We start from the raw sequence: 26,716 nt of genomic DNA on the forward strand, positions 1-26,716 counted from the left end.
GATTCCTTACTCCCGAGCCTCGCTCATTTCGCTGTCCCGCTGTCCAGTGCGCCCGCCTGCGCAGACGACGACGGCGCATGGGGAACGCGTCCCATGCGCCGTCAGATCACCCCGTCGGTCATGACCGGATCGCTCAACGGATCAAGACCACCCCGACGATGAAGCCGGCCACGCCCATCAGGAGCGAGAGCGTGACGATCATGACGACGAGGATCTTGTTCGAGCGGCTCTGCATCTCGGAAGCCCGCGCCAGCTCGTTGGCGTAGGACTCCTTGTCGGCCTGCATCTCCGTCAGGCGTGCTTCGTACCGCTTGGCCACTGAATCCTCGACCGTCGACAGCTGCTTGAGCAGGTCGGTGACCCGCGTCACCTGGGAGTTGGTCTTCTCCTTCTCCAGGTCGAGGTTGTGCTGCCAGTCGGCGTCCCGAGTCGTCATCTGGATGACGGCGTCCTTGCGGTTGCGTTCGAGCTCGTCCTCCATTCGGCGGATCCGGTCGGCGTGCTCAGAGCGCACCGACTCCAGGAGGTCCCGCTGTTCCCGGCGCAGGATGCCGATCTCGTCCGTGGTCCGCTGGTGCTCGGCCAGCGCCTCGTACTGGGCGATGTCGACCTTGCGGTTGTCGTCGACGATTCGCTGGATCTCGGACTTCCACCGGTTCAGGCGCTCTTCCTCGGCCGCCAGGTACTCCGACTGCCGTTCGGCCAGCACCTCGAATATCCGCGTCTGCCCGGTCTGCATCTTCAGCGTTGCGTCCGACCGCCGGACCCGCAGGATTTCCTGCTGGTTGTGCGCGTGGGTATCCTCGATGTCCCGCTCGATCTCGGCGACGGAGTCAATCTGCTCGCGCTCCATCCGCGAGCGGTTGCGCTCCTTGTACTGCAGCTCCGCCGAGAGCGCCGCCTGCTGGGCCACCTTGGCGGCCTGCGCCTCGTAGTCCTTGGCGATCTCCGCCCGGCGGGCTCGGATCTTTTCCTCCCTCTCTGTCTGCCGCTGCTGGTGCTCAGCCTCAGCCGCGTCCTTCAACAGCTTGTACCGGGAGCCCTCGCGGTCGGTGGCCACCGCACGGATGACCTGCTCGGTGTGCGCCGACATGAGGTTGACGTAGAGCGCACGCAGCTCAACCTCGTGCGCGGAACGGAGCTGCATCAAGTCTGCGTTGGCCTGCCGGTTGAGCTGGGCGACCTGGTCCCCGAGCCACTCGGTCGCTCCCTCGGGCACGGCGATCTGTACGACCGGTGCGCCGATGGCGAAGGTCGCGTTGAACTCATCGAGCCGGACGTCCAGGTCCAGCTCCTCGGAGAGGAACCGGCGGGCGATGACATCGCGCACCTGGGCCTGATCGGCCAGCAGCACAGCGTCGCCGGCCTCCTGGTAGTCGCCTTCGACGCCGTAGCCGGCGTCGGTCTCGTCGAAGCCCTCGTAGCCGGTCACCTCGTCGCCGTCGTGGTCCGGCCATGACTCGACCGAAGCGGTGCCCACGTCGTCCCCGTCGAACACGGGCGTGTCCACCCCTTCATCGTCGACGACGTCGCTGAAACGCGGCTCGTCGTCCAGGCCCTCGTCAGCCCCCTCGCCACCGGGGATCTCATCGAAGATCGCATCCCCCTCGTCCTCCCAGAGGACCGCCGGGGCGGGGCCAGCGGTCCCAGCCTCGGCGACCAGGCCGCTGTGCTCTTCCCACGCCTTCTTACCCACGGCTTCTTCGAGGCTCGTGGTACCGGCAGCGACAAAGCGCGCCTCCGCGAAGGTCGCATCGTTCACCAGATCGACGAGCAGATCGCCGCCGGGCTTCTGCCACACGACGGCCCAGGCGTAGGTGGCACCGGTGAGCAGTGAGTACTCCTCCATGCGCGCGAGAGTCTCGTCGGTGGGGATGATGCCGAAGACCTCCTCTTCGATCATCTCCGCCGTGGCCACCGTGCGGATCTGGTCGGAACTGATGAGCTCGATGATCGAGCCCTTCGCCTCGTCCCGGCCGTGCCGTTTGCTCAAGCCGCCGATCTCGTCGGCCGCAAGCACGAGCATCACCCAGGCCGTGCCGCTGGGAAAGACGAACGGAGTGTTCGACCGCAGCAACTCGACCGCTGCCGGGATCGCCGTCTCTCTCACCACGGAGGCCAGAAGCTCGTCGGGCTTCTTCTTCCGTTCCTTCTTCTGGCGGACCGCCGCCGCTCCCAGAATGCCCATTGATGCCGATCCCTTCGCCCAAAGAACACAGTCCGCCTGGTTTATGAGCATCCTATCGTCGCCTTGTCAGAGTAAGCAACTACAGGATGTCTAAGGGCTATCGACTCGTTAGTCGACTAGTTCACCCGGCCTTGACCGACTCATCGCACCGCGCTGACCTCGATGTAGGCATCGGAACTCAGCAGGTTTTTGTCGTCGCTGACCAAGTCGCCGACGACGTCGATGCGGATCCGTCGCTCTGAGGGGTGCTCGTTGAGGAAGGTCGCCACCGCGGTGGTGACCTCGTCGGTCAGCCGCGCCACGGCCGCACGCGCGCCGCCGGCATCGGAGTCGGTGTCACCCTTGTCCTCGATGAGGTACTGCAGGACCCTCGCATCGACGTCGGCCCGCACGTTGTGCTTGATGAACACCTCCTGCACCATCTGCCGCAGCTTCTTCCGTACGATCTTCTGCTGCGTCGGCAGCGACAGCGGCTGGAAGGGTACGATCGCGTCGATGCGGCCCAGCAGCTCGGGCGGGAACCGGTTGTCGCCTGTCGTCGAGGAGATGGAGCGGCGGATCAGCTTCTCGTACTCCATCAGCTGTTTGCCCGAGCCGGTGTCGTCGGCGGCGTACTGCGAGATGCTCTTGTAGATCTCCGTGCCGGCGTTCGTCGTCAGAACGATGTACGTGTTGAGGAAGCTCACTTCGCGGTTGTTGTCGTCGTTGAGCCGGCCGTCGTCGAGCACCTGTAGTAGCACGCGCGTGACCATCGCCGAGGCCTTCTCGACCTCGTCGAAAAGCAGCACAGCGTGGGAGAGGTCCCACACCCGCTTGGTGAGTTCGGAGCGGAAGGCCGCGAATGACGAGTCCTCGGCGTACTCCGTCATGTCGAAACGGATCAGGTGCCGCTGGTCATCGCCGAACAGCAGCTTCGCCAGCTGCTTGGTGAGTTCGGTCTTGCCGACACCAGTGGAGCCCGTGAACAGCAGGCTCGCCATCGGCTTTCCCTTGTCGTTGAGGTCCGCCACCGCCAGCTGTAGGCGACGTGCCACCGCGCTGGTCGCCCAGTCCTGGCTGAACACCTTCTCGTCCAGCTGCTTCTTGATCTTCGCGCCGTCGACCTTGAAGGCCACGTTGACGTTCAGGGTCTCCATGAGCACGTCCGAGAGCAGGTCCCGGTCCATCGGCCGGTGCGTCAGGCGAGACCAGCCGACCATGGAGTCGAGCACGAGGATCGACTTGCGCGGTTGAGCGCTGGCCGGCATGTAGCGCTGGGTGTACTCGTAGATCTGCCGGAAGATGTGGTCGTCGTAGAACTCGTCAGCCACCCCGTATCGTTCGGCCATGCCCTGCAGGATCTTGATGGTCGTCGACTGGTCGGGCGGGTTCAGGTTGATGCGTTGCAGTCGCTCGACGAGCGGCTGGTTCGGCGAGATGTGCTTGTGGAACTCCTCGTAGGTTGTCGCCGCGATGATCCTGATGCCGCGGGTTCCCGATGCGGCGAGGACCGGTTTGATCGCCTCGACGGCGGCGTCGGAGAGCTGAACGACCTGATGGAACTCGTCGATGAAGAGGACCAGTTCGTGCCTCTCGTTTCTGACGAAGTCCTCGGCCTCGTCGAAGAAGCCCTTGAGGATCGCGGCCATGTTCTCGGCGGTGCCCGCCTCGGAGATCATGCGCGCCGGGTCCACCTCCAGGTAGAGGCGGTCCTTGTCCACCAGCATCGTGGCCTGGACCAGGGCCGTCTTGCCCGTGCCGGCCTCGGCCAACAGGAGCGCGTTGCACAGCTCGGGACGGCTCATCGAGGCCAGCAGCTGTGTCGTCTCATGCTCGCGGCCGACGATGTCGCGCTCGGCCTTCTTCAGTGGCTCCGAGAGCTTGGACAGGAGCCGGTAGCGCTCGTTGAGCTGCACCTCTTGAAACATGCCACACAAGACCTCTCGACAGGACTGCTGATTCAACTGCAATATCAGTCAAAACCTATCATGAGTCGTACTTGATAGGGCGCTTGATGGTGAGTGGGAAGGGTGYGCTCACTGGCTGGGTCTTGGATCGGAACCCGGCGGCCGCGCGATCAGTGCTCGACATCTCGTAGCCGTAGGTCGTGCACTCCAGTGGGTCAAGGCGATCGACTTGTGCGTCCAGATGCATGCGCTCGCGCGCGCAGCGCTGACGGTTTCGGTGGTGTGAGCTGGCCGGCAGGTAGGCGCCCCGTGGTAGCGGTCCAGCGAAGCCGTCATGGTCTGTTGCCCTATCCCGCTCGTGTCCCGTGCAGTCGAAAGGCCCCTGGATGTCATTCCAGGGGCCTTTCGCATACGGCTCGACCTTGGTCTCAGCCGGCCGTCGGCTGGTCGATCTCGACCTCGGCTGCCTGCTCCCACTCGGTCTCGGGGGCCGAAGCCTGAGCCTGTGACTCCTTGGCCGCGGCCTCGGCCCTGCGGGCTGCGCGCATGGAGGTGAGTTGGTTGTCCAGCGTTTTGCTGTCGACCTCGAACTCGGAGGCCTCGACGGACTTGGTGTTGACCACCAGGCCGGTGCCGCGCGTCGAGGGCATCACATTGCCCTTGAAGCCGTAGACGGTGCCGACCTCGTTGCCGTCCTTGTCCAGGATCGGCTCGGTGTTCGACCCCGCGGCCTTGGTGATCTCCTCCATCTGACTGATGGAGTACGGGGCGCCGTTGTTGTAGCGGACCTGGCCGTCCTCACCCCGAACCCGATCGGACTTCAGATGCAGGTTCGTCTGATTCGGGCCGCGCAGATCTCGAGCGTCAAGCTGGATGTCGGCGTACTGGGACTTGCCATCCCTGGTGAAGCCCTTCTTGCGGACTATCGCGATGAGGTTGACTCCGGTCATCGCGCCCCTGCCCTTGAGAAGTGCCATGATCTCTTCCCTCCACTTGTTCCGACTGTCATCTGGCAAGTCGGCCGCGATCAGTCACATCGCCCGAACAAGACGTTGAGTCCCCGCCGAACATTCTTCACGCTAATACCCTTATAGGTCATTCGACAAGACCGCTAACTAGCCTGTCCAGTTGAGCTCAAAAACGGATTAGATGGACGGCTGATGCGAGTCCAATGCCATCTCGGCATCTGGAGTGGTCACAGCCTGATCGACTTGGGCCTGGACCCGCACGACGAGGCCGGCGTCCAGCGAGGAAGCCTTGGATTGCCGCATCCGCTCGGCCTGCTCGCGCCCGGCGCGCAGCTCCGAGATTCGGGAACGCAACACGAGCGAGCCGGATCCCTCGCCCGTCTGCTGAGGCGTCAGCTCCCGGGAGACCCGTGTCATCGCCGCGACATCGTTCACCGGCAGATCGGGAATTGCCTCTGCCTGACCGGACTGGTCCAGGTAGTCCATCGCCGCCAGCAGCAGCCGTCGGCGATCCCTGGCCGTCTCGACGAAGGCCTGGTGTGCGCGCGGCCCGATTTGGACGTCGGTGACGAAGTCGTAGCCCAGGTGGTGTAGATCCAAGCCCTTGACCTCGTCGAAGTCATACGCGGCACCGACGACGACCTTGAAGTCCGTGCTGACCGCGTCGGTCTCCGTACTCGCCCGATCCTCGGCGCTCGACCCCACGCGCAGCACCAGGCCGGAGGAAGCGAGATCGGCCCGGAGGCCGTCCAGTTTCTGGTCATAGGACTGCTTCATCGCCCGAATGCGCGCGTCCAGCACCGCCCGGCCGCGCTTGCCCTCGGTCAGGAGCCTGCCGCCGGGCTGATCGTAGATTGTCCGGCCCAGATTCTCGGCCTCCTCGGAGTCTTTCATCCGCTGCAGAGAGGCATCCGCGCGCAGGGCCATGAGCGAGAGCAGCCGCTGGCCGTAAGCCGCCACGTCCTGCTGCTGCTCGTGCCATGCGCCTGCATCCCCGACAAAGGGTAGGAAGTGCCGGTACTTGCTCATCAGCCTCCAGTGGTAGTCCTCCTCGAAGCGATAGAAGGCGTAGAGCGGGCGCGAATCCTCGGCGGCAGCACCGGCCTTCTCGGCCTGTTCCCACTGGTGAGCGAGATCGCGATAGACCCCGACCTTCTCCCGGTGATGCTGCAGACGTGAGGCGTAGCTGCGCAGCCGGAAGCCGAAGGAGACCAGATCAGCTTCCGTGTTCTCGTGGTCCACCTGACGATCTGCAGCCAGCGCCGCCATCTGCTGATAGTCCATCCCCATGACTTCGAGCATCGGCGTGCGCACTCGCAGTTCCGACTCCTGCATGGCTCGCAGCATCTGGTAGATGCCGTTGACGGCGCGCTCCGTGATCTGCGTACGTCCCTGCTCGACCAGCTTCTGCCATTCCTCCGTGCTCAGAGACTCCTTCGCGCGGCGCTCGTTGGCGTAGTCGACGATGCGCTCCATGGCCTCCGGCATCGGGGACCCAGCACGTTCGAGCTGCTCCTTCACGAGCTCGGTCACCAGCTGGTTCGCCTTGCGCATGCGAGCGTCGTTCGAGCCGGCGCGCCAAAGCGTTCGGTCCCCAGGCAGGCAGGCGAGCAGAAACTGCGGCAGGGACTCGGCACGGATTCGCTCGTGCGCCCACCGCTTGATGAAGGTGGTGACGTTGCGCCGCTCGTAGCCGACGGCGCTGGAGAGGTGAGCCACCGCCTGCTTCTCGTCGAGCCAGGCATCGACGCCGCGGCGGAGCCGGGACTTGTGCCGGTCCAGTAGCTTGCCGCGCTGTGTGCCGTTCTTCGTCACCTGGCCCCGGCCGCCGTCGACCATGGCCAGGTGGCAGTGCACATGCTCGGTGTCGACCTGGATGACCCCCACGTACCGCAGGTCGTCGAAGCCGCTGGGGCCCGAGCTCATCCGCTCCAGGCCGTACATGATCGCCATGCGCAGCTTCATCTGATCGATGTGGCCGCGGTAGTCACCGCGGGCTTCGCAGCGGAAGTCATCGTCGGTGATCTTTTGCTTCCGCAGGTACTCCTCGTCGAAGGACAGCACGGTCTTCAACACGGTGTGCCCCGCGTCGAAGTAGTGCTGGATGTCCTTGCTGGCCGCCTTGAGCTGTTCGTCCGAGAGCGAGACCGAGCCGTAGCCGAAAGCCACGCCGCCGTCGCCTTGAGCCTGGCGCATCTCGTGCTTCGTCGCACCCCGCGAGATGCCGACGCGCCCGACGGCGGACTCCCGCGCCGTGTAGCGCAGGATGAAGTCGTCGGTGCGCAGACGCTGGATCGGAGCCAGAGACTCCGTCGCCTGCGCGCGGGCCATGTACCGGGTGACGTAGTCGCCCGGCGTCGCGCCGCGCGATCCCTTGCCGCCGGGCAGCGGCACGCTGAACTCATTCACGATCACGATGTCCTGCTTCAGGCCCATCGTCGCTCTCCTTCCTATCTCGCTACCGATGCACTACGGCCCCGGCTGCTGTCCGCCAGCACCCGGGGCCGCGCACGCCGTGCCTGATCCGCCCTCAGGAGCCCAAGCCCTGCTCGTCGTCAACGCCGAAGTCCAGATCGGCCGCACGCTGGGCCACCTGGAGCTTGCGCTCGTCCAGGCTCGGGACGGGCTTGACCTCACGTCGGCGTGTCTCCTGCTCCTCCGCCTCCAGATCGGGATCCAGGTTCAGGTCGCGCTGTGCCTCACGGGTCGGGACCGAGGAAGCGGCCGGCACCTTCTGCTCTTCAGTCCTGTGCAGTGGTGCAGCCACGCGCTCCCGGTAGAGGTTCTCCGTGGTGCCCTCGGTGCTCGCACGCTCGGTCTTGTACTGCTCCCGTTCGGTGGCGATCTCCGCCTCGATCTGCCGCAAGCGTGCGTTCATGCCGTCAGCGACCGGCGCTGCCTCAGGCACGGGCGCTCCGACGACATGCTTGACCTCGGTGTCCAGGCCCAGCTCGTCCTCGGTGAACAGCGGGTTGATCGCGTCCGAGCGCGACTTCAGCCCACGTGCATCGACTACGGCCTCGGCCCGCGGGACGCCGTTCTTGGAGTGGTCGGCGAAGTAGCCGGCGAGGTCATAGCCGCTGGACTCGAGATCGATCTCCAAGCCCCCGATGCCGTGGACCTGGGTGAAGACCACGGGCACATCGCCTTCGGTCTGCACCTCCGACGGAGCGAGGACAAGCATGTCCGCCGTGGCCGGCAGCTCCCACTCGATCCCAGTGACCTGCTCGGGCACGGTGAAGCCACTCGTGAAGTATCCCTTGCTGGCCAGCGCCACCAGCTGCTGGTCGTCGAACTCGTAGAAGGCGTCCACCTTCTCGCCCTGGCCGGGGGAGTAGGTCACCTGGGAGATACCGAACGGCAGGGCCTCGGCCGGGGTGACCGAGCGCAGCTCGCCCCTCATGTGCAGATACGGACGATAGTTCTCCTCCTCGCCCCGATGCTTGAGGTCGAGCGATTCGACCATGACGCCGAGCTCGGCGACCACCCCCTCCAGCCGGTACGTCTCCACTCCTCGTTCACGCAGGACACGGTGGGCCCATACGTCGTTCATCGTCAGTCCTGCGGTACGCATCACTTGCTCCTCTTGCGGTTGGTCTTGCTCTGGTTGGCGGTCCTGGTCGTGGACTTCGGTGCGACGTCGGCCCCGGTTGCCTCGCCCTGGGCGTCCTGGATCTTCGCGATCATCCGTGTTGCCCAGCGCCACATGCCGCGCATCACGGCGATCTCGCCCGCGGCGAGCAGTGCGACCAGGAAGAGGAGCGGCATCAGCCACATGGCGATGGTTCCATCCGCGCTGAGCGCACCCTGGGATGCGCCCGACCGCTGGTGCAGCCATGCGCCCAGCAGCGGGAGGATGACCACGGCCGTGATGAATGCCAGCAGGTAGTCGGCGAGAAGGACGACGGCCCGGAAGAACCCCGCCCACACCACGACGGAGAACCTACCGGCCTGATTCTTCGGAGCCAGGCGCCGCCATCCGGTGCGCAGCTTCGAATCCTCGTGCTCCTTCTCAGGCTTCGCCGTGGTCTTCCTCGCCGCCGCGGCCGTGCTCGTCGGGACAGTCGTCTCGGTTTTCTCCAGGGCCTGAGTCGACATGTTCGTGTCCTTACGTCTCGTAGGGGTCTTCTGGGGTGCGTGCCGAAACGGCGGGCGCTTCGCTCACCGTTTCGGGGAGCTGGTGCCGACGAGGGCGTCGCGGGTCTTGCTGGAGGCCCGATAGGCGTCCAGCGACGTCGCCGTGCCGTCCTGAGAGGTGGAGTAAGTGAGGACCACGAACTCGCTCTTGGCAGCGCTGCTCTGATYCGGTCCAACGCGGACCGGATCGAGACGGGCCACCCCCGTGTAGGAGTAGTTCAGGCCCTGCACCCGACTCACATGAACGTCCAGATCAGCAAGCGCGTACGTCGTCCCGGCGCCCTTCGTGGCTCCGGTCGCAGTCATCCACTCCGGCACGAACTCGGTCAGTACCCGGGACTCGTGGTCGAGGAAGCCGTAGCGCGTGTCGAGTAGTGCCTGCTGCTCCTTGACGGTCCGGCTCGACGCCGAGCTGTCCGTGAGACTGAGCAGAAGGGACCGACCCGTCGTCCTGTCACGGTTCACCCGCTCGATGTCCACGCCCGGCAGCTGGGCCAACAGCGCCGTGTGCTGTGCTGCGAGCTCGGTCTGGGCGTCGCTGAGGTTGCCTTCGAGCTTCTGAACAACCGCGTTGTCCTGGATGTCCGACGCAGCCGGACCGTCGCCGAGCAGGCTGGCTCCGAGTGCGACCACCGAGAGCGCGAGCAGCCCGCCGGTGCCGCCGAGCAGGATCCTCCCGGCGTGCAGGCGCAACTTGTCCTTGATCTCCTCCTTCACGGTGCCTCCACCTCCTGCTCCAGAGCCTCGCCCGTGGCCGTTGTACCGGTCTGGATGTTCACGAACGCGTTGCGGACCAGGTCGTAGTCGGCGCGGGCCCAGGCCAGCACCGCCGGCTTCTCGCCCGCACCGGTCCTGGTCTCCATCGCCAGCCAGGTCACCGCGATGGTGCCGTCGTCGTTGACCAGGTAAGGCACCTGGACGGCCCACTCAAAGCCGGAGTTGAAGCACATTGGGATCCCGACGCCGGCTGGTACGTCCTTGTCGCTGGCGAGCAGGTACCACGGGCCCAGGTCCCCCTGGTGTACCGAGGGGGCGAAGTAGGGGATGAGATTGCGTAGCGTCGACTGAGACGTCGCCGCGTCGAGCTTGCCGCCGTCTGCCGCCACGTTGGGCGTCAGGTAGCGGTAGTCGTCCTGCAGCTTCGCGACCTGACCAGCCGCCGTCAGGGCCGTGGTCAGACCACGCTCGGCGTCGTCGGCYTTCGGTAGCGCCGCAGTCTTCGCCTTGGTGATCCTGATCTGCTCCTGCAGAGAGGACATCTTCGGCACAGCCGTACCGCGCACCGCGCTCTGGCCGTCGGAGGTTCCTGCGGAGAGTACGAAGCACAGCAGTGCGCCCACACCCATGCTCAGGCCGGCCGCAAGGGTGGGCTTGCGCAGGCTGCCCGCGGGCTCCATGCGCTCAGGAGTGTCCGCGTCCTCCTGCGAGGACCCGGACGTCGCGACGAAGCGCGTCTTGCGTACCGCGGCCCCGCTCGACTCATCGGTCCGTGTCGACGCCATTAGCCCTCAACTCACCGTTCCACTCGAATATCAGCATGACTCTATCAGTGAGGCGAGTTGAAAGGGAGTGTGCGTCATTTGGAATGGCGAGTCTCGCCGCTTGCCGGCACGCCGGAGAGGTTCGAGACCTTGCCCTGGGCGTCGACCGTGACGAAGAGCAGCGCGCGCCGGTACGCCGTGACACTGGCTTTGCTCGCCTTGTTCTGGGACGTCGCGTCGGAGGTGACCTCGACGTCGGCAAGGACGGCGTAGGTGTAGACGCCCGCCTCGGCGTCGATGACCTCTATGTCCGGATCCGCGCCGAGGGCCGAGTTCAGGCCAACCGTGTCGATGTAGTAGTAACGCCGCCCTTGGGAATCCTCGTTGAACCTCGACGGGGGCATGAACGACTTCAGGAACACCTCGTTCTCGGTGAGGCCGAACCGACTCTTCAGGCTCTCGCGCGCAGCCTCGTAGCTCTGCCCCGAGTCCCACGTGAAGACCATCGAGAGCAGCGACCTGATGCGCTCACCGTCGGTGCTCAGCCGGCTCTGGCTGACACCCAGGGCCGCCATAACGTCCGCGTTCACCTGCTCAGCGCGACTCTTCTGGACTGCCGCCAGATGTCCCTCGACATCGTTGATCTGGGCTTCCTGCTCAACCAGGGCCGCGTGCTGGCTGCTCCAGGTCACTCCGCCAACCGTCGCGACGACCGCGAGGACCGCTGCCGTCCCCAGGACCGAGAGGTTGCGCCGGAAGAATCCCCGCCGCGTGGGTGCTGCCGTCTGCTCCGTCATCGCTTCCCGCTCTCCTCCTGTGTCCCCGTGCCACTGAGCTCTGTCCCCGTGCCGCTGAGTTCGGGTACTCCGGACCCGGCCGGCATCTTGACCGCCGGGTTCTCGTACTGGGCCCCAGCGGCGGTTACCACGAGGGCCAAGTGGTCGAAGGCCCCCGCCGTGCCATTGCGCACGTAACGCGCGCTCGCCCAGGCGAGCACCTCGCCGCTCGTCGTATCCCGGCACAGCCAGACGACCCTTGCCTGGTTCGTCGCGCCCGAGCCGCCCTTCACGCTCAGATCGGGCGTCACCGTCTCGACCTTCCATGCGTACGTGCTCGGGTCAGCTGCTTTCTCGCCGTCGTAGCGGATGTACCAGGCGTGGCGCGGATCGATCTCGGTGGTCGCATCGAACGGCGTCAGCGACGAGGTGCTGTACGCCTCCTTGTCACTGACGAGGAAGGAGTCCTTGCCGAACAGCGGCGCCAGGTCCCGTCGGTGCTCGACGATTTCCAGCGTGGCCTGGTTCGGAGCCCCGTTGTTCGGGCTGGGCTGGACACTGGCCTGGTGGTACAACGTGGCGAAGGTCTGCTCACCTGCCGCGACCTTCTTCGCGTCGGCGGCTGCCGCCTCGGCGAGCTTTGACAGCTGCGCGCCGGCGTCCGCATTCACGGGCGTGGACTGGGCATCGTCCAACTGTTCCTTGAGTCGGACGATCCGGGCCTCGTTGTCCGCTGTGGTCGCCTTGAAGCTCTCGCCGGTCACGCCCGCAGCGACGACCAGGGCGAGGATCCCGGCACTCATCACCGCGGTGACGCCGCGGCGGAGCAGGCGCGCGTTGTCCGCTGGGGCGCGGGCCTGGCCCTTCTCGCGCTGGCGCGTCATCCAGCCCGCGAAGCGCTCTTCGAGCTCGACTCCGGTGACCTTCGTGTGCGTCTTCGATACCGCGGGCTTCTCCTCGGGCATCGACTCGCTCTCCTGCTCCGCTCCGGTGCTCTCGGACTCGTCAGGGGTTGTCGTCACGGAACGCTCCTCACTCCGCATTGTTCTCATAAACGAACCAAGCCTATACCGAAAGCCATTCATGGCCGAGTCTGAATCCATTCAGAAAGGGCGTCGAAGGTGGAACTGGCGCGCGGACCTGACTCGGACACGAAGAAGCCGGTGCCCGGATCGCCGAGCACCGGCTTCTTCCTCCCAGGTCAGATGCTGCGCATCAGGCCTTTTTGATCTTGTCGGAGGTGAGCATCGCATCCGACATATCCACGAACTTCCAGCCCTGGGCAGCCATCTGCGCCGCGCTGGCGACGCGGACCCGGCCCATGTAGGCGCAGTAGCCAGCCTCACCGAGGATGACCCTGTCCCCCTGGACGCCGAGCACCACGAGGGTGTGGCCGACGGGAGTGGATCCCGGCCCGGACCCGACCGAGTAGGGGACAGGGGTCGACTGCAGCGTCTTGCCGGTCTCCCTCGCGATCGTGTAGGCCGTCTCCTTGCCATCACCGGACGGGTAGGCCTGGAACGTCGTGTACTTGTTCACGAAGTAGGTTGAGAAGCTAACGCAGTTCATTGCGTGGTTGTCGCCGCAGGAACCAGGGCCGCCGCCCGGACCGTACCGGTCGTCGAGGAACTTGTCCCCCTCCTTGTTGAAGAGGTCGACGAGGGCCTGGGCCTCCTCCTGCGTCATCCCGCCGTCCTTCGGCGAGACGGAACCGCCGTCCGTGGAGGTGCAGTTTCCCAGGATCGTGTTGATCCCGTTCGCTATGTGCTCGATGATCCCGCCGACGATGTCCTCGACGCCACCCACGATCGAGCTGTCGACCGACCAGCCGCTCATCTTGCCGAACCACATCTCGGCCTTGTCGCCTCGTGCAGCGATCCCGGCCGCGCCGTCAGCGGAGCGCTCCCAGTTCTCGTGAAAGTGCAGCGCTGCCGCACGCGGCGAGCCCTGCGACTTCCTGAGCATGTCCTTGAAGACCGCAACGTCGCCCGGGTTGTCACCATCGACCATGAAGGCCAACTGGGCCTTGATCGTAGACCAGTCGACGCCCTTGCCCTGCGCGTACTGGCGCAGCAGCGTGTTGCGGCCGAACGTCCACTGCCCAAGACCGATACCGTTGTCCGTGTTCTGCGCGGCGCTGGCCTTCGCGGCGGTCATGGCATACGTCCCCGTCGGAAAGTTCTGCACACTCGTCGGGTCGATCCCAGACTCCTGCGACCAGTTTCCGAGGATGCCCGCGATGTTCGCCTTCGGCATCCCCCAACTACTGAGTACCGAGTAGATCTCCTTGGCGTTCTTCTCCACATCCGCCGGGACGGTGGCACCGGAACCGTTGCCGACGCTACCCGCGTTGACGACGCACGCCGCCCTGTTCGCGTTGATGCCGCCCTCGGTCAACGCCGTCGAGTTGAGGACACCGGTCAAGACCGTGCCCAGCAGGGCCACGGTGGCAGTCACCGCGACCGCACCCGACATCGCTGCCGCTACAGGGGCCATCGTCGCGGTGACGGTGATGCCCAGGACCGCGCCGGCCCCCTTGGCTATAAAGCTGCCGATCGCCATGAACGGCGCAGCGATCGCATGACCAACTGCCTTAACGATGTTGACAATGAGCGTCCACACCAGCTTCCCGGCGTTGACGGCCATCGCCATGGCTGCGAAGAACATGGACTTGAGCCAGTTCAGTAAGGCCATGGCCATGATCACGCCGATGGCTGGCGGAGCAGCAGCCGCACCACCGCCGACGGCGACGCCCTTGGCCGCCTTCGAGCCCAGGCCCTCGCCGCCCTTCGTCGCACCGCGCTCGTAGCCCGTGCCGCCGACACCCAGCTCGCGCTGGTCGGCCGGCTTGGCGTTCGGGCTGCCGCCGGTGGCCTTGGACACGCCCTTGACCGCGTCCTGGGCCCCCTCGACAGCGACGTTCTTCGCTGCGCCAACGGCGGCTCCCGGAAGCCCGCCAGCCTGTGCGCCGGCCACGGCACCGGAGACAGCGGCTCCCGCGTAACGCCCGACGTTGCGACGGGTCGCGCTGCTGCCGTCTCCTTCGATCGCCTTCTGGGTCGCGCCTCCGGCCAGGTTCCCGGCGACGCCGTTCATACCCTGCTTGAACGTCGCCCCGGCATTCGCGGCCCCGGCATTCGCGGCCCCGGTCTTCGTCGCCCCGGGATTCGCGGCCTCGGTCTTCGTCGCCCCGGGATTCGCGGCCTCGGTATTCGCGGCCTCGGTATTCGCGGCCTCGGTATTCGTCGCCCCGGGATTCGCGGCCCCGGCCTTCGCGGCCCCGGCCTTCGCGGCCCCGGCCTTCGCGGCCCCGGCCTTCGTCGCCCGGGGATTCGCGGCCCCGGTCTTCGTCGCCCCGGCCTTCGCGGCCCCGGCTGTCTTGCCTGCGGTGCCTGCACTGTCCGGTATCTTCGACCCAGCCTCCGGCATCTTCGGCGCAGTGTTCGCCGTGCCCGATGGGCCAGAAGGACCGGAAGAATCAGCTTCCCGTCCCGGGAGCTGCTTGGGCACGGTGGTCTTACCCGAAGGAGGCTTCTCGATGTCCTCCTTATGGCCGAGGCTCTTGGTCCCGCGACCCTGCCGGGGCATCCGCTGACTCACCGACGCGTCCGGCTGGTCCTTCGTCGTCCCCTTCTTGGAGCTCCGATTCGGTTGGTCGGCGGCCATGCTGTTTTCCTTTCCGGCTCAATCCAGGTAGCAGGGTGCGACACTTCCTCGCCGCACTCAGTGGAGCGTCGTGAGGAAGTCCTTGTCGTCGCGAATGGTGCTGTTGGACTGCACGTCCCGCAGACTCACGTCCAGTCGGAGTAGGTCGAGCGAGAGATCCGACTGGTACTTGGACTTGTTCCTTGAGTAGTTCTGATACGCCTGTGAAAGGTTGTTCATGATGTTCATGAGCGGGCGCATCGTCACGTCAGAGGACTGGTAGTCCTTGGTGAGACTGGTGCCATCCGAGAGAATCCACTGCATGTCCGAGATCTGCTGACTCGTCGGATCTGAGCCCTCGTCACGCTTCTTCGTGAAGAACTGGGCGTAGCTCTGTCCGGCTGGCGTCAGGGCATCGAGGTAGCCGTCGTAGACGTTGCCTGTGCGCCAGTTGAGGTCGAAGCCGCCGGGGGTGACGTGCTTGGTCTGCAGCGCCAGCGTCGGGACACCGTCCTTTGCCTCGGCTGCGGAGACGCCCGTGATCTTGTCCGTGGCGATCGAGGCCGGAACGGTCGGCGGACGCAGGAACAACCCGTCGATCTTCGTCGTCTGCAGGTCGGACGTGTAAGACCGAATCTGCGTCAGATTCGCGCGCATCTCGACGAGCTTCTGGTCCAGGGCGTTCCTGGCCCCGGTCTCCTTCTCCTTGAGTGCGACCCCGTAGTAGGCCTGCGCGGGATCGAAGGTCGGAGCGTTGAGCGCCGCGATTTTCTGGACCCCGGACGCACCGGGGTTGAAGAAGACCCGCCACTGGTCGTACTTGGAGAAGGTCTCGTCGCCGGCCGGCTTGCCGCTGCTCTGCTTCTGCTCCGCTCCGGGCGCGGTGAGTTCGGCATTCGCACGGACCGTCAGATTCAACACCTGACGGTCGAAGGGCCGGTCGGCGTTCAGGAGGACCCCGATGTAGCCGGTCGAGCCGAAGGCGTAGAGAGAGCCCTTGATCCCGCTGGTGCTGACCGGCTCGCTGTTGAGCGAGGTGTCCGACCCGAGCAGGAACGCCCTGTAGTCCGCGGCGTTGTACGAGATCTGAGCGGTCGGGCTGAAGTGCATCATCACGAGCGCCTTGTTGCCGCTCTCGTTGGTGTAGACCCCGTCTACGGTGCCTTCGAGATTCGTCTTCGACGTTTTGAAGTCGCGGGTGTACAGCGCCGTCTGCGACAGCGAGTCACGCTCCGCCTGGTATGCCGAGACCCCTGATGCGCCGATCGAGATCGCGCCCGTGACCGCGAAGATGCTGAAGAACACCCCAAAACGCTCGATCGCGTGGTGCGAGTCAAGCTTGAACTTCCTACTGAAGGCCAGCGCCTTGTCCTTGATCCCCATGTTCTGCTCTCTTTCGCGCGTGCACCGTGCTGCGAGCCCGGATATGGCGAACCGGGTCGGAAGAGGCGGACTTGCACCTCAACCGACCCGGTTCGCTCGATGCCTTTGTCACCGTTCGTGTGCGCGGTCTGTGACGGCCCCCTACTTGGAAGGGCCGCTCAGGAATCCGCTGACCTGGTCGACGGTCCGCACGATCACCGTGCCGCCGCCGAGATCCGTAATGGTCTGCTGGCCGCCGGAGCCGATCGTCGAGATCAGCGACCACCCGCCGGTGCCCAAAGCTCCGCCGACGAGAATGAGGAGTGCGATCGTGCCCCAGCCCTGCTGTTGGCCAGCGGACTGCGGGTTGGCCATCAGCTTCTTGATCAAGAGCACGCCGCCCCAGACCAGGCCGACAACACCGAGCAGCATGAGTACAGAACCTCCCCAGAGCTGGACCTGGGACTTGGCGTTCGTCAGGAAGCTGGTCAGGTCCCAGGCGGCGCTCGGCAGGGATGCCTGTGTGAGGACGGCTGCCCCGTAGGTGTTCGGCATACTTCTTTCCCCTCGCCTTTCGATTCATTCAGTGGGCGTGACATCGAGTCGCACCGCAACAAGCGCAGACTGCCTACCGTGGCAGGTGGTGATAGGGGCTGAAGCGGTCCATGACATCCATCGACGCCTCTTGTCGACTCGTATACGTGTGCATCTTGAGTGGTCAATCTACACCATTCGAATGGTGCAGTGTAGGGGGCGCCAGGGTCTGTCGATAGACGGCCGAAAGGGGCTCAGAAGCGAGGCGAATCGACGTCGCGGCGCGTGGCCGTGGAGGTGGCGCGTGGCCGTGGAGGTGCGGCGGAGGCCTGTGGAATCCGCAGTGCGAGATGTGTAATGTGCCGCTCTAGCATTGCTGCGACGCTGGCCTGCTCGGTTCCGAGGTGGGCCGCCCCCACCTACCCCCGTCGATCGCGATCTCGACCAGGAAGTGTCAAACCGCCATGAATCCACTGCCCGGTGACCTTTTCGCCCGCCGGCTTCGTCAAGAGCGCGAACGCCTCGGCATCAGCCAGGCAGAGCTAGCGCGCCGTATGGCCGCACTGCTTGGCACGAACGTTGACTCCACCGCCATCACGCGCATCGAGCAGCAGACCCGTGCGGTCAGGCTCGACGAGGCGGTCACCGCTGCCGAGGCTCTCGGGGTTCCGCTGATCACACTGGTCAGCGACAACTACGCCCGGGAAAACGAGGCTGAGATCCAGAAACAGCTCGCCGAGCTCGCCATCGCCGAGCAGGAGCAGGAGAGGCTGCGGCAGAAGATCCACCGGATCACCCAGACCATCCAGCAACTCTCCGCCGAGCGGGAGGCCTTCCGCTCTCACGCGCTGAGCGTCAACCCTGAAACCGCCGGCGACCACGAGCTCGACCCTGAGCCCCAGGCCTCTCTCGATGTCCGGATGCGTGTTGTCCGCAACAAGCCAGCCGGAGAGGGGACAGGCCTAGGCGCATGACGCTGTTGCGGGCGGCCGGGTTGAACTTCCGGTCGCAGACGTTCACCGTCTCGGTTTCCGCCACCGGCCGGCCTGCACGATCTCCTCGGTGCTCGCGCCGTTCCGCCTTATCCGGGTGACATGACCAGCCCGCAGACTGTGGAAGTCGTACGCCGACGGATCCCTCCCGGCCCCTCCCATGTGCCGGTGCGGCATCGCGTGCAGCGCGTCGCCGCTCACGCCGGTCGTGTGGATCCGTGCGTCCCTTCGAATGGGGGGCGTCGCCCGCAGCAAGGAGTGGACGACCAAGGTCCGCGCTGCTGATCAGCCCCGCGTGGCCGGCGGCGCCAAAGACGTGCGCGTCGAGTTGGCACCCGTACGACCGCCGCATGATCGTCCGCCGACGCGCATGGGCATCTTCTGTAGTAGAGGCCGCCACCAATGCGCCCCACCGGTGAACCGTGCACGGCGCGCAGGTCGATGGCACCGGCTCGGACGGCGTGACAGCGGCGTCGAGAAGCGCATTGTCCTGGTTGGCCTTCGGCTGGCCGCGGGTATAGATCCGTCGATCAGATGTAGCCCCAGGCCGTGCAGGCGCACGGCCGCAGTGTCCCGCATCGCCGAGACTCTCGGGTGGTGCAGATAGGATCGTAGGTATGGGAATTGACTGGGAAAACATACTCGGCACAAGCGGGAACGGCCTCAACGAGGCATACGACACGGCGGTATCCGCGGTCATCTATGGCGAGACCCCGGAGGGCGACCATCAGCCACTCCCAGTCGGCGAAGAGACCGACGACACGGACGGCTTGCGCTGACCTGAGGGCGCACACAGAAACTGCCCGATGAGCCGGGGTTCTTGTTGGGCTTGAGCGCGCCACGGGTAGCGATCAGAGATGTAGTCAATCCAACGCATGAGGAGATGGCCACCTGGGCCTGCGTACCCGGAGTGCAGCCCCCGGTCTCCCAGGACTGGGCCCGAGCGTTCGGCTCGCTATTCGTGACCTTGGCAGCCGCTGGGCATTGCCCTCGCGGTCAGTTCTTCCCTCGGCTGCCTGTGCCTTCTAGGTGGCAACGCCGTGCTCATGTGTTTCCGGACGATGCCCGAAGTAACGAGTAGCCGCACGATAGGGCTTGGGATGTGCTGGCCTGGCGGTTCGGCTCAGGGGTGGATCAGCAGGCCGTTGCGCGGACACGGTCGGGTTCCACGCTCGGCCTGCTGCCGGTTGGGCGCTTGGCGCTGCGGTCGGAGACCAGGGCGCCGATTGCGGCGATGACCTCGGGCAGGTCGTCGCGCTCGCCGGTCCAGCGTTGTAGCGACCGTCACTGCTCGACCTCTGTGTTGGCATGCTCGACCGTGATCCGCCGTTGGGGTTGGCGGCGGAACGCACGGCCGTAGAAGTTGCGCTCGGACGGCCCGGCGTCCGTCGCTGGCTTCCTCGGCGGGGCGCTGACCTGGCCGGGGAAGTCGCGGGCCAGGCCGGCATAGCCGGAATCGACTTCGGCTTTCACGTTCGGGTGCAGACGCAACTGCTCCTCGCGGCCCTCGGTGCGTACTGCAGTGACATCGTGCGTCCGGCCTGGGCGGATCGCCCCGAGCCACAGCTCCCGACCTTGCTCGTCGCTGATCATCGTGACTTTCTCGGTGTTCTGCTTCATCTTGCCCGACACGAACGCCTTACGGCCCGGCCGCCCCGCCTTCGAGCGGCGTACCTGCACTTCGGTACCGTCGATCCGCAGCGTGATCCCCTCGGCCTGGGCATAGGCGAACACGTCCGGAAGGGCCCTGAGCCCTGATCCCGGGCCGATCCGGCACCGCGAAGCCGCGAGCGGCCAGCAGCGGGCGCACCTCGCCGACCGCCCGGTCGATCGTGGAGGGCGAGACTCCGAACGGCGCCGCGAGCACCCTGTGCGACAGCGCCCAGCGCGACACCACCAAGGTCACCAGCACCCGGTCCACGAGGACCAGTTGGTGATCCGGCCCAGCCCCGGCCGCCCGCAATCGGCCATGGCCACGCCGCTTGGTCAGCTCAGACTCTCGGGCTGCGGTCCACGGCCCGGCCGCCGGGCGTCGTGGCTGGTGGCCCCCGGCGACCTGCCCCGCCCGGGCCGGGGCCAGTCACCTGTGAGCTTCCTGCTGGAAGTGGAGCGCTGGCGCGCCCGGCTGGGCCTGCCGGACGAGGTCTTCCTCTCCCGCGTCACCGATCACGAGGGCGTCCACCACAAGCCCCAGTGGGTCGGCTTCGACCACCCCGCACGCCGTGTGGGCGGCCTTTCGGCAGATCGACGACGCCACCACCTCGGTGGAGATCACCGAGGCGCTGCCCGGTCGCGACGGGCACTGGACGGCGGATCCGCACCAACCCGCGGCGGCCACCGAATTCATCGCGATGCTGAGGCAGGACGGCCAGTGAGTGATCAGCAGGAATGGCTCTACTACCGGCTCTACGTGGCGAGCATCGCCGAGATCCGTGACCTGGTGGAACAAGTGGTCGGCCCGGCCGTGCGCCGCTTCACCGCCGAGGACCCCGCACTGCGCTGGTTCTTCCTCCAGTACGTCGACCTGATCGGTCTCCAGCTGCGCCTTCGGCTGAGGGGCACGCCCGGCCGCTGGCCGGATATGAAAGGGAGTTGGACCAGGACTTCCGCCGGGCGCTGGACGATCTCGCCGCCGCGGACGGACCGCGCGGACCGCTGGCCGCCCACCGCATGGTCACCAAGCGCCTCTACGAGCCGGAGCACGGCAAGTTCGGCGGCCCCGCCGGGGTGGCGCTGGCCGAGCGTCTGATGCAGTGCGGCAGCGAGGCGGCGCTGATGCGCCTGGGGGTACGCGGCTTCATCACCAAGGACACCTCGGCCGCGAAGCTGGCCGACGTCGTACGCCAGGTCCACGCCGGCGGCCGGTTCATCGACCCGGAGATCGCCACGGACGCGCTGGCCCTCGGCGGCAGTCCGCTCAGCACGCGTGAGCGCGAGGTGCTCACCCTCTCCGGCGAAGGGCTCAGGCTCGCCGAGATCGCGGGACGGCCGGTCGGTGGTGGCGGGCCTCGACGGCGTACTGCCGCAGGCCCTTGAGCTCTACCGGGAGCTGCATGCCGCCCCCGAGCTGTCGGGGCAGGAGGAGCACACCGCCGCGCGCTTCGCGGCATGGCTGAGGGATGCCGGATGCGAGGTGACCGAAGGCGTCGGCGGTCACGGCGTGGTGGGCGTCCTCCGCAACGGCGAAGGCCCGCTGGTGGCGCTGCGCGCCGACATGGACGCCCTCCCGATCGCCGAGTCCACCGGCCTCCCGTACGCGAGCACCCGGACCGCGACGACGGGCGACGGACGCTCCGTCCCGGTGGCGCACGCCTGCGGCCACGATGCTCATGTGGCGTGTGCGGCCGGCGCGGCATCCCTGTTGGGCCGTGCGCGCGACACCTGGTCCGGGACGTTCATGGTGATCGGGCAGCCCGCCGAGGAGACGCTGACCGGCGCCCGCGCCATGCTCGATGACGGGCTGTTCGAACGGTTCGGTGTCCCGGACGTGATCCTGGCACAGCACGTCGCGCCCCTGCCGTGCGGAGTCGTTGCCCATGGACCCGGTGCGCTGACGGCGGCGACCACCGTGGTGGAGGTGGTCATCCACGGCCGGGGCGGCCATGGCGCGGCGCCCCACTTGAGCATCGATCCGGTGCTGACGGCCGCGGCCACCGTGCAGCGGCTGCAGTCGGTGGTCTCACGGGAGAACAACCCGTTCGAGCCCCTGGTCGTCACGGTGGGTGCCCTGCGCGCCGGGACCGTGCCCAATGTCATTCCCGACCGCGCCGAGCTGGGCATCAGCATCCGTTGCTGTTCCGATGACCAGCTGGACCGGGCGGTCGCGGCGGTCGAGCGGATCGTGCGGGCCGAATGCGCGGCAGCGGGATGCCCCCGTGACCCGGACATCACGGTCGGCCCCAAGGCGCCCGTGAACATCAACGAACCGGCCGCTGCCGCGCGGGTGCACGCCGCCCACACGGCGCTGCTGGGTGCGCGGCGCGTCCTGTCCACGCCGCCGATGCTGGCCGGTGAGGACTTTCCGTTCTTCGCGCACGGATCCACCCCGGCCGTCCCGACCGTGTACTGGTTCCTCGGCTGCGTGAGCGCCGCCGATTGGCGCGCCGCTCCGGGCCGTTCGCCGCAGGAGAAGGTGCAGTCCCTGCCCGCCGACCACGCCGCGGACTTCGCTCCGGCCGCGGAGGCCACCTTGCGCCACGGCATCAGCGCCGCGGCCGCCGCGGTACCGGCGCTCGCGAGGGTGGAGCAACGGCAGGGGACCGAGGCCGGCCACCGGTAGGGGGTGCGCGACCACCGTACGGCGGTGGCGGATGCCCACCCGCGCTCCCGGTCGGTGGCCGAGAGCGCACGCCGGACGGCTCGGATCGCGCCACGCGGTGGAGCGGTGCGTCGTCGTGGTCCGGGGCGTGGTGGGGTCGGGTGCCTGCGGGGACGTGGGTGGGGGAGGGGTTTCGGCGGGGGTGCGGGGGGTCGGGAGGCGTCCGGATTCGGGGCCTTGTCGGGGGGTGCCGCGGGCAGGAGGATGCCTGCGATCGGACAGGGCAACCGGAGGGGGAACGCATGAGGTTGTGGGGGTCACTCGCCCGCGCCGCCTTGGTGCTGGCGTTGGCCGGGGTGGGGTTCGGGGGGACCGCGCAGGCGGCGCCGGCGGCTCCGCAGCTGCTCGTGAAGCGCACGACGGGGCTGCTGGACGGGGACGTCGTCGGATTCTCGGTCAAGGGCGGCCCGCCCAAGGCGTACGTCCTGGTCGAGCTCTGCGCCCCGGACACGGTCGCCGGCGCCTGCGACGAGAGCACCGGCCGGCAGTTCCGCGTCCTTCCGGACGGTACGCTCACGGATTTCCCGAAGAAGCTCTACGCCGGGCTCGCCACCGGCTCCGGCACCTTCGACTGCCGTACCGCGACCGCCGCCCATCCGTGCCGGCTGGCGCTGACCGACATCACCGGAGCCGTTCTCACCACCGTCCCGCTGGCCTTCCGGCCGCACGGGGCGCCCGAGGCGGCGCCCACCTTCCGGGTGGACCCGGACCAGGGGCTGGTGGACGGCCAGTCCGTGCACGCCACCGGGCGGGGCTACGAGCCGCAGTTCCACTCGGTGGTCCTGGAGTGCGCCGCGGGGTCCACGCAGGAGACCGCCTGCCGGACCCGGGGCCGTCCGCCGGCCACCACGGACCAGGGCAGGCTCGACGAGACGGTCCTCGTCTCGGCGACGTTCGACACCAATGACGGCCGGACGGTCGACTGCCGCGTCGCGCCCGGATGCGAGCTGCTGGTCTACGGGACCCGGGTCCGGGGTCCGGAATCGCTCCGCCATCCCCTCCGCTTCGCCCCGACGCCGAACCCGGCCCGCGGCTGACGGCCCCCCGCGCACGGCCCGGCCCCCACGAGCGACCACTCGTGGGGGCCGGCCCGTTCTGCGTGCCGGGTCAAGCGGAGCTTCCGGTTTCGTCGAGTGTGGCTTGAAGTTATTCCCTGGGCGCGGAGGGGAGGAGGGCTTCAGGGGATCATTTTCAGCCAATCCCGAGATGATCGATCAGCTTTCGGTCAGGGTGTCTCACCAGTCACTTGGCTTGCGTCCGGCACCTTTTCTGTCAGCGACAGACAGGTAGGCTGCTCCCGCTGGCCGGGCCCGGTCAGTGACGGGGGGAGATCCGTTGGGTGAGCGACTCAGCTTCAGAATTCTTGGTCCACTTATGGCCACCGTGGGGGAGCGGCCGATTCTGGTAGGAGGTGCCCGGCAACGTACGATTCTGGCCCTTCTGCTCCTGAGTCCCGGGCGGATTGTGCCAGTTGACACGCTTGTCGATGTAGTGTGGAACGGCAGGCCTCCTGCCACCGCCCGGACACAGGTGGCCATTGTCATCGCCGCCCTGCGCAAGGCCATCAAGACCGAGGGCGTGACCGAGGAAGTCATCGTCACCGCTCACCCCGGGTACCTGCTGCGTGCGGAGGGGCACGCGCTGGACACGGTCACCTTCACCGGGCTGGTCGCCGAGGCCGAGACCGCGGTCCGCGACGCCCGTCCGGCCGACGCGGCCCGCTGCTACGCCGAGGCCCTAGCGCTGTGGCGCGGACCGGCGCTCGCCGGGGTCACCGGACAGCTCGTCGAGGACGAGGCGGCCCGCTGGGAGGAAGTGCGGATCAACGCCTACGAGGCGATGACCAGCGTCCAGCTGGAGCTCGGCCGGCACCAGCTGCTGCTCCCGGAACTGGCCGCGACCGTACGGGAACACCCGCTGCGCGAACGCACCCGGTACCACTTCATCCTCGCCCAGTACAGATCCGGGCGGCGGGCCGAGGCCATGGAGAGCTTCCGGGAGGCGAGACGCCAGTTCATCGACGAACTGGGCATGGATCCGGGTCCCGAGCTCCAGGAGCTGCACGACGCGATCCTGCGCGACGACCCCTCCCTGGCCTACGAGGCGCCTGCCGCGGCCGGCGCCGACGCGACGGGCGACGCCTTAGGGGCACGCAACCGCGTCGTGCCCTCCGAACTGCCCCCGGACGTACCCGGCTTCGCCGGACGCAGCGACGAACTCACCGCCCTCGACACCCTGGTGGGCGGGCAGGGTGAGGACAGGCGCGCGCCCACCGTCGGGCTGATCACGGGCGTCGCGGGCGTGGGCAAGACCGGTCTCGCCGTCCGCTGGGCGCACCGGATGTCCGAACAGTACCCGGACGGGCGGCTGTTCGCCGACCTCCGCGGATATGACGAGCACCACGCCCCGACCACCGCCGGGGACATATTGAGCCGATTCCTGCGCTCCCTCGGGGTGGAGAGCGAGGACGTGCCCAACGGGCTGGAGGACCGGATCGCGCTGTACCGCAGCGTCCTGGCCGAACGCCGGGTGCTACTGGTGCTCGACAACGTACGCACGTTCGCACAGATCCGGCCCCTGCTGCCGGGAAGCGGCGACTGCACCGTCCTGGTCACGAGCCGGGAGCAGCTGGAGCAGTTGGTCACCTGGCCCCCGCGGGCCCGGGTCCACCTCGGAGTGCTTCCCGAGGACGAGTCCGTCGAGCTGCTCGGCCGGATCGTCGGGGAGGCCCGGATCCTGGCCGCGCCCGATGACTCGGCCCGGCTGGTCGAGTTGTGCGACCGGCTGCCCCTGGCGCTGCGCATCGCCGCGGCCCGGCTGGCGTCCAAGCCGCACTGGTCGGTGCGGCACCTGGTCACCCGGCTCAGCGACGGGCGGCGCCGACTGGACGAGCTCAGCCAGGGCGAGTCCCAGATCCGGGCGAGCTTCGAGCTGAGCTACCGCTACCTGCACAAGGACGCGGCCCGGCTCTACCGCTACCTCGGGCTGCTCTCGGTACCGGACTTCACCGCGTGGGTCGGCGCGGCGCTGATGGACCAGGACGTGCTTGACGCCGAGCGACTGATAGAGCACCTCGTGGACGCCCAGTTCCTGGAGGTCGTCGGCGTCGACGCGACCGGGCAGCTGCGCTACCGCTTCCAGAACCTGATGCGGCTCTACGCCGACGAGCTGGCGCGTGAGGAGGAGAGCGATGAGGACCGACTGGCGGCCTGCGACCGGGTGTTCCGGACCTGCCTGACCATCGCCGAGGAGGCGCACCGGCGCGAGTACGGAGGTGACTACGGCATCGTGCACAGCGAGGTGCCCCGGCGGGAGATCGACGCGGTCCTGCTGGAGGAACTCCTGGCGGCGCCGTTGGAGTGGTACGAGGCCGAGCGGCTCTCGCTGGTCGCCCTGGTCGAACAGACGGCCCGCACGGGCCTGTCCGACCTCGCCTGGGACCTGGTCGCCTCGATGACGGTCCTGTTCGAGTCGCGGAACTACCTGGAGGACTGGCGCCGGTGCAGCGAAGTCGCGCTGAAGGCGGCGCGCGCGGCGGACAACCTGCGCGGCGAGGCGGCGATGGAGCAGCAGCTCGGTGCCCTGGATCTGCGGCTCCGGCTGCTCGACCAGTCCGCCGAGCGGCACGAGACGGCCCTCGACCTCTACGCGCGGGCCGACGACGCGATGGGCAGGGCCCTGGTCCTGCGCAACCTCGCGGTCATCGACCGGATCCGGGGGGAATACGGCCGGGCCGTGGAGCGGCTGGGTGAGGCGCTTCCGGTGTTCCGCGAGGCGGGTGACCGGGCCTCGGAGGCCTACGTGCTCAACGGGCTGGCCCAGCTCGCCCTCGACCAGGGCCAGCCGGAAGCCGCCGTGGAGCTGGGCCTGGACGCCGTACGGGTCTCCGAGGCCATCCAGGGCGGTGTCTCCCGCAGCCTGGCGCAGGGCGCGTACCGGCTGGCCAGCGCGTACCTGGAGCTCGGCAGGCTGGAGGAGGCCGAGGTGGCCTTCGCCCGGGCGGTGCGCATCGTGGAGGAGAAGTCCGACCTGCTCGGGCAGGCCTACGCGCTGCTGGGCCTGGCGCAGACCCGGCACTCGGCAGGCGTCGCCGAGGCGGCCGAGCGGACTTTCCTGGAGGCTCTGGAAGCGGCCCGGCGCACCCGGAGCCCGATGATCGAGGGACAGATCCGGCTCGCGCTCGGCGAGGCCTACCGGGGGAGCGGGCGCGACGAGGAGGGACGGGCGCACCTGCGGGCCGCGCTCGGCATCTTCCAGGGCATCGGCGCCCCGCCGTGGGAGGAGAAGGCGGCGCGGGCGCTGGACCGGCCGGGTTCCGGCGGCGCGTCGGCGCCGGCGGGTGCGGGGGAGAACGCGTAAGCGTGCAATAACCCGGCGATAAGGCGGATCCCTAGCGTCATCGCAGACGAGAAAACTGCCGAGCTGTGGA

Annotated in this window: 22 protein-coding genes and 1 pseudogene; 8 read left to right on the forward strand and 15 right to left on the reverse strand. The window is 67.5% G+C overall.

The genetic code is table 11. From position 1 onward, the window contains the following. Positions 1-133 precede the first annotated feature (133 nt). The 13 genes from AB4039_RS22555 to AB4039_RS22615 all read right to left on the reverse strand — a co-directional run bounded on the left by AB4039_RS22555 (position 134) and on the right by AB4039_RS22615 (position 16,998). Entirely contained in the window at positions 134-2,188 is a 2,055-nt protein-coding gene (locus AB4039_RS22555; RefSeq protein WP_442271648.1) for a hypothetical protein, read from the reverse strand. A gap of 140 nt (positions 2,189-2,328) precedes the next feature. Continuing rightward, entirely contained in the window at positions 2,329-4,095 is a 1,767-nt protein-coding gene (locus AB4039_RS22560; protein WP_442271649.1) for an AAA family ATPase, read from the reverse strand. Positions 4,096-4,502: 407 nt separating this feature from the next. Then, the gene (locus AB4039_RS22565; protein ID WP_442271650.1) at positions 4,503-5,051 is read right to left on the reverse strand and encodes a hypothetical protein; all 549 of its coding nucleotides are present in this window, start codon (positions 5,049-5,051) and stop codon (positions 4,503-4,505) included. 168 nt (positions 5,052-5,219) lie between these two features. Next, positions 5,220-7,478, reverse strand: a complete 2,259-nt coding sequence (gene mobL, locus AB4039_RS22570) for a relaxase MobL (RefSeq protein ID WP_442271651.1) — start codon at positions 7,476-7,478, stop codon at positions 5,220-5,222. Between the two features lie 94 nt (positions 7,479-7,572). Then, positions 7,573-8,616 (reverse strand): hypothetical protein, encoded by a 1,044-nt coding sequence (locus tag AB4039_RS22575; protein ID WP_266843065.1) that lies wholly within the window; start codon positions 8,614-8,616, stop codon positions 7,573-7,575. Further along, positions 8,616-9,140, reverse strand: a complete 525-nt coding sequence (locus tag AB4039_RS22580) for a hypothetical protein (protein WP_266843067.1) — start codon at positions 9,138-9,140, stop codon at positions 8,616-8,618. The genes AB4039_RS22575 and AB4039_RS22580 overlap by 1 nt, the downstream gene beginning before the upstream one ends. Positions 9,141-9,203: 63 nt before the next feature. Next, the gene (locus AB4039_RS22585) at positions 9,204-9,896 is read right to left on the reverse strand and encodes a hypothetical protein (protein ID WP_442271652.1); all 693 of its coding nucleotides are present in this window, start codon (positions 9,894-9,896) and stop codon (positions 9,204-9,206) included. Next, positions 9,893-10,681, reverse strand: coding sequence for a hypothetical protein (locus tag AB4039_RS22590; protein ID WP_266843071.1), 789 nt, complete (start codon positions 10,679-10,681; stop codon positions 9,893-9,895). Before AB4039_RS22590 ends, AB4039_RS22585 begins: the two co-directional genes overlap by 4 nt. Before the next feature lie 74 nt (positions 10,682-10,755). Continuing rightward, positions 10,756-11,457, reverse strand: a complete 702-nt coding sequence (locus AB4039_RS22595; protein WP_266843073.1) for a hypothetical protein — start codon at positions 11,455-11,457, stop codon at positions 10,756-10,758. Next, entirely contained in the window at positions 11,454-12,458 is a 1,005-nt protein-coding gene (locus AB4039_RS22600) for a hypothetical protein (RefSeq protein WP_266843075.1), read from the reverse strand. Before AB4039_RS22600 ends, AB4039_RS22595 begins: the two co-directional genes overlap by 4 nt. Positions 12,459-12,651: 193 nt before the next feature. Next, a complete protein-coding gene (locus tag AB4039_RS22605) occupies positions 12,652-15,102 on the reverse strand; it encodes a phage tail tip lysozyme (protein ID WP_442271653.1) in 2,451 nt (816 codons plus the stop codon). 57 nt (positions 15,103-15,159) lie between these two features. Continuing rightward, complete coding sequence (locus tag AB4039_RS22610) at positions 15,160-16,464, reverse strand: hypothetical protein (protein WP_442271654.1); 1,305 nt, start codon at positions 16,462-16,464, stop codon at positions 15,160-15,162. 141 nt (positions 16,465-16,605) lie between these two features. Further along, a complete protein-coding gene (locus AB4039_RS22615; protein WP_266843081.1) occupies positions 16,606-16,998 on the reverse strand; it encodes a hypothetical protein in 393 nt (130 codons plus the stop codon). A gap of 443 nt (positions 16,999-17,441) precedes the next feature. Here AB4039_RS22615 and AB4039_RS22620 point away from each other — a divergent pair, with 443 nt between their 5' ends. Further along, complete coding sequence (locus AB4039_RS22620; protein WP_266843082.1) at positions 17,442-17,951, forward strand: helix-turn-helix domain-containing protein; 510 nt, start codon at positions 17,442-17,444, stop codon at positions 17,949-17,951. A gap of 635 nt (positions 17,952-18,586) precedes the next feature. Continuing rightward, complete coding sequence (locus tag AB4039_RS22625) at positions 18,587-18,748, forward strand: hypothetical protein (protein WP_266843083.1); 162 nt, start codon at positions 18,587-18,589, stop codon at positions 18,746-18,748. Between the two features lie 505 nt (positions 18,749-19,253). On the opposite strand, the gene AB4039_RS22630 is transcribed toward AB4039_RS22625, so the two are convergent. Next, the gene (locus tag AB4039_RS22630; protein ID WP_442271655.1) at positions 19,254-19,703 is read right to left on the reverse strand and encodes a transposase family protein; all 450 of its coding nucleotides are present in this window, start codon (positions 19,701-19,703) and stop codon (positions 19,254-19,256) included. Then, positions 19,609-19,890, reverse strand: a complete 282-nt coding sequence (locus AB4039_RS22635; RefSeq protein ID WP_442271656.1) for a transposase family protein — start codon at positions 19,888-19,890, stop codon at positions 19,609-19,611. Before AB4039_RS22635 ends, AB4039_RS22630 begins: the two co-directional genes overlap by 95 nt. A gap of 301 nt (positions 19,891-20,191) precedes the next feature. Here AB4039_RS22635 and AB4039_RS22640 point away from each other — a divergent pair, with 301 nt between their 5' ends. The 6 genes and pseudogenes from AB4039_RS22640 (at position 20,192) to AB4039_RS22665 (ending at position 26,646) form a co-directional block, all read left to right on the forward strand. Then, a complete protein-coding gene (locus tag AB4039_RS22640) occupies positions 20,192-20,344 on the forward strand; it encodes a hypothetical protein (RefSeq protein ID WP_442271657.1) in 153 nt (50 codons plus the stop codon). Further along, positions 20,341-20,538, forward strand: a pseudogene (locus tag AB4039_RS22645) (lantibiotic dehydratase C-terminal domain-containing protein); the annotation flags it as partial. The gene AB4039_RS22640 and the pseudogene AB4039_RS22645, both read left to right, overlap by 4 nt. A gap of 23 nt (positions 20,539-20,561) precedes the next feature. Next, the gene (locus AB4039_RS22650; RefSeq protein ID WP_442271658.1) at positions 20,562-21,005 is read left to right on the forward strand and encodes a hypothetical protein; all 444 of its coding nucleotides are present in this window, start codon (positions 20,562-20,564) and stop codon (positions 21,003-21,005) included. Then, positions 20,968-22,248, forward strand: coding sequence for an amidohydrolase (locus AB4039_RS22655; protein ID WP_442271659.1), 1,281 nt, complete (start codon positions 20,968-20,970; stop codon positions 22,246-22,248). Before AB4039_RS22650 ends, AB4039_RS22655 begins: the two co-directional genes overlap by 38 nt. 281 nt (positions 22,249-22,529) lie before the next feature. After that, a complete protein-coding gene (locus AB4039_RS22660; RefSeq protein ID WP_442271660.1) occupies positions 22,530-23,324 on the forward strand; it encodes a neocarzinostatin apoprotein domain-containing protein in 795 nt (264 codons plus the stop codon). A gap of 337 nt (positions 23,325-23,661) precedes the next feature. Next, positions 23,662-26,646, forward strand: coding sequence for a BTAD domain-containing putative transcriptional regulator (locus AB4039_RS22665; protein ID WP_266843095.1), 2,985 nt, complete (start codon positions 23,662-23,664; stop codon positions 26,644-26,646). The last annotated feature ends 70 nt before the right edge of the window (positions 26,647-26,716 follow it).

Origin of the sequence: Streptomyces sp. M-16 (genome assembly GCF_052114405.1) — a bacterium.
GTDB lineage: Bacteria > Actinomycetota > Actinomycetes > Streptomycetales > Streptomycetaceae > Streptomyces.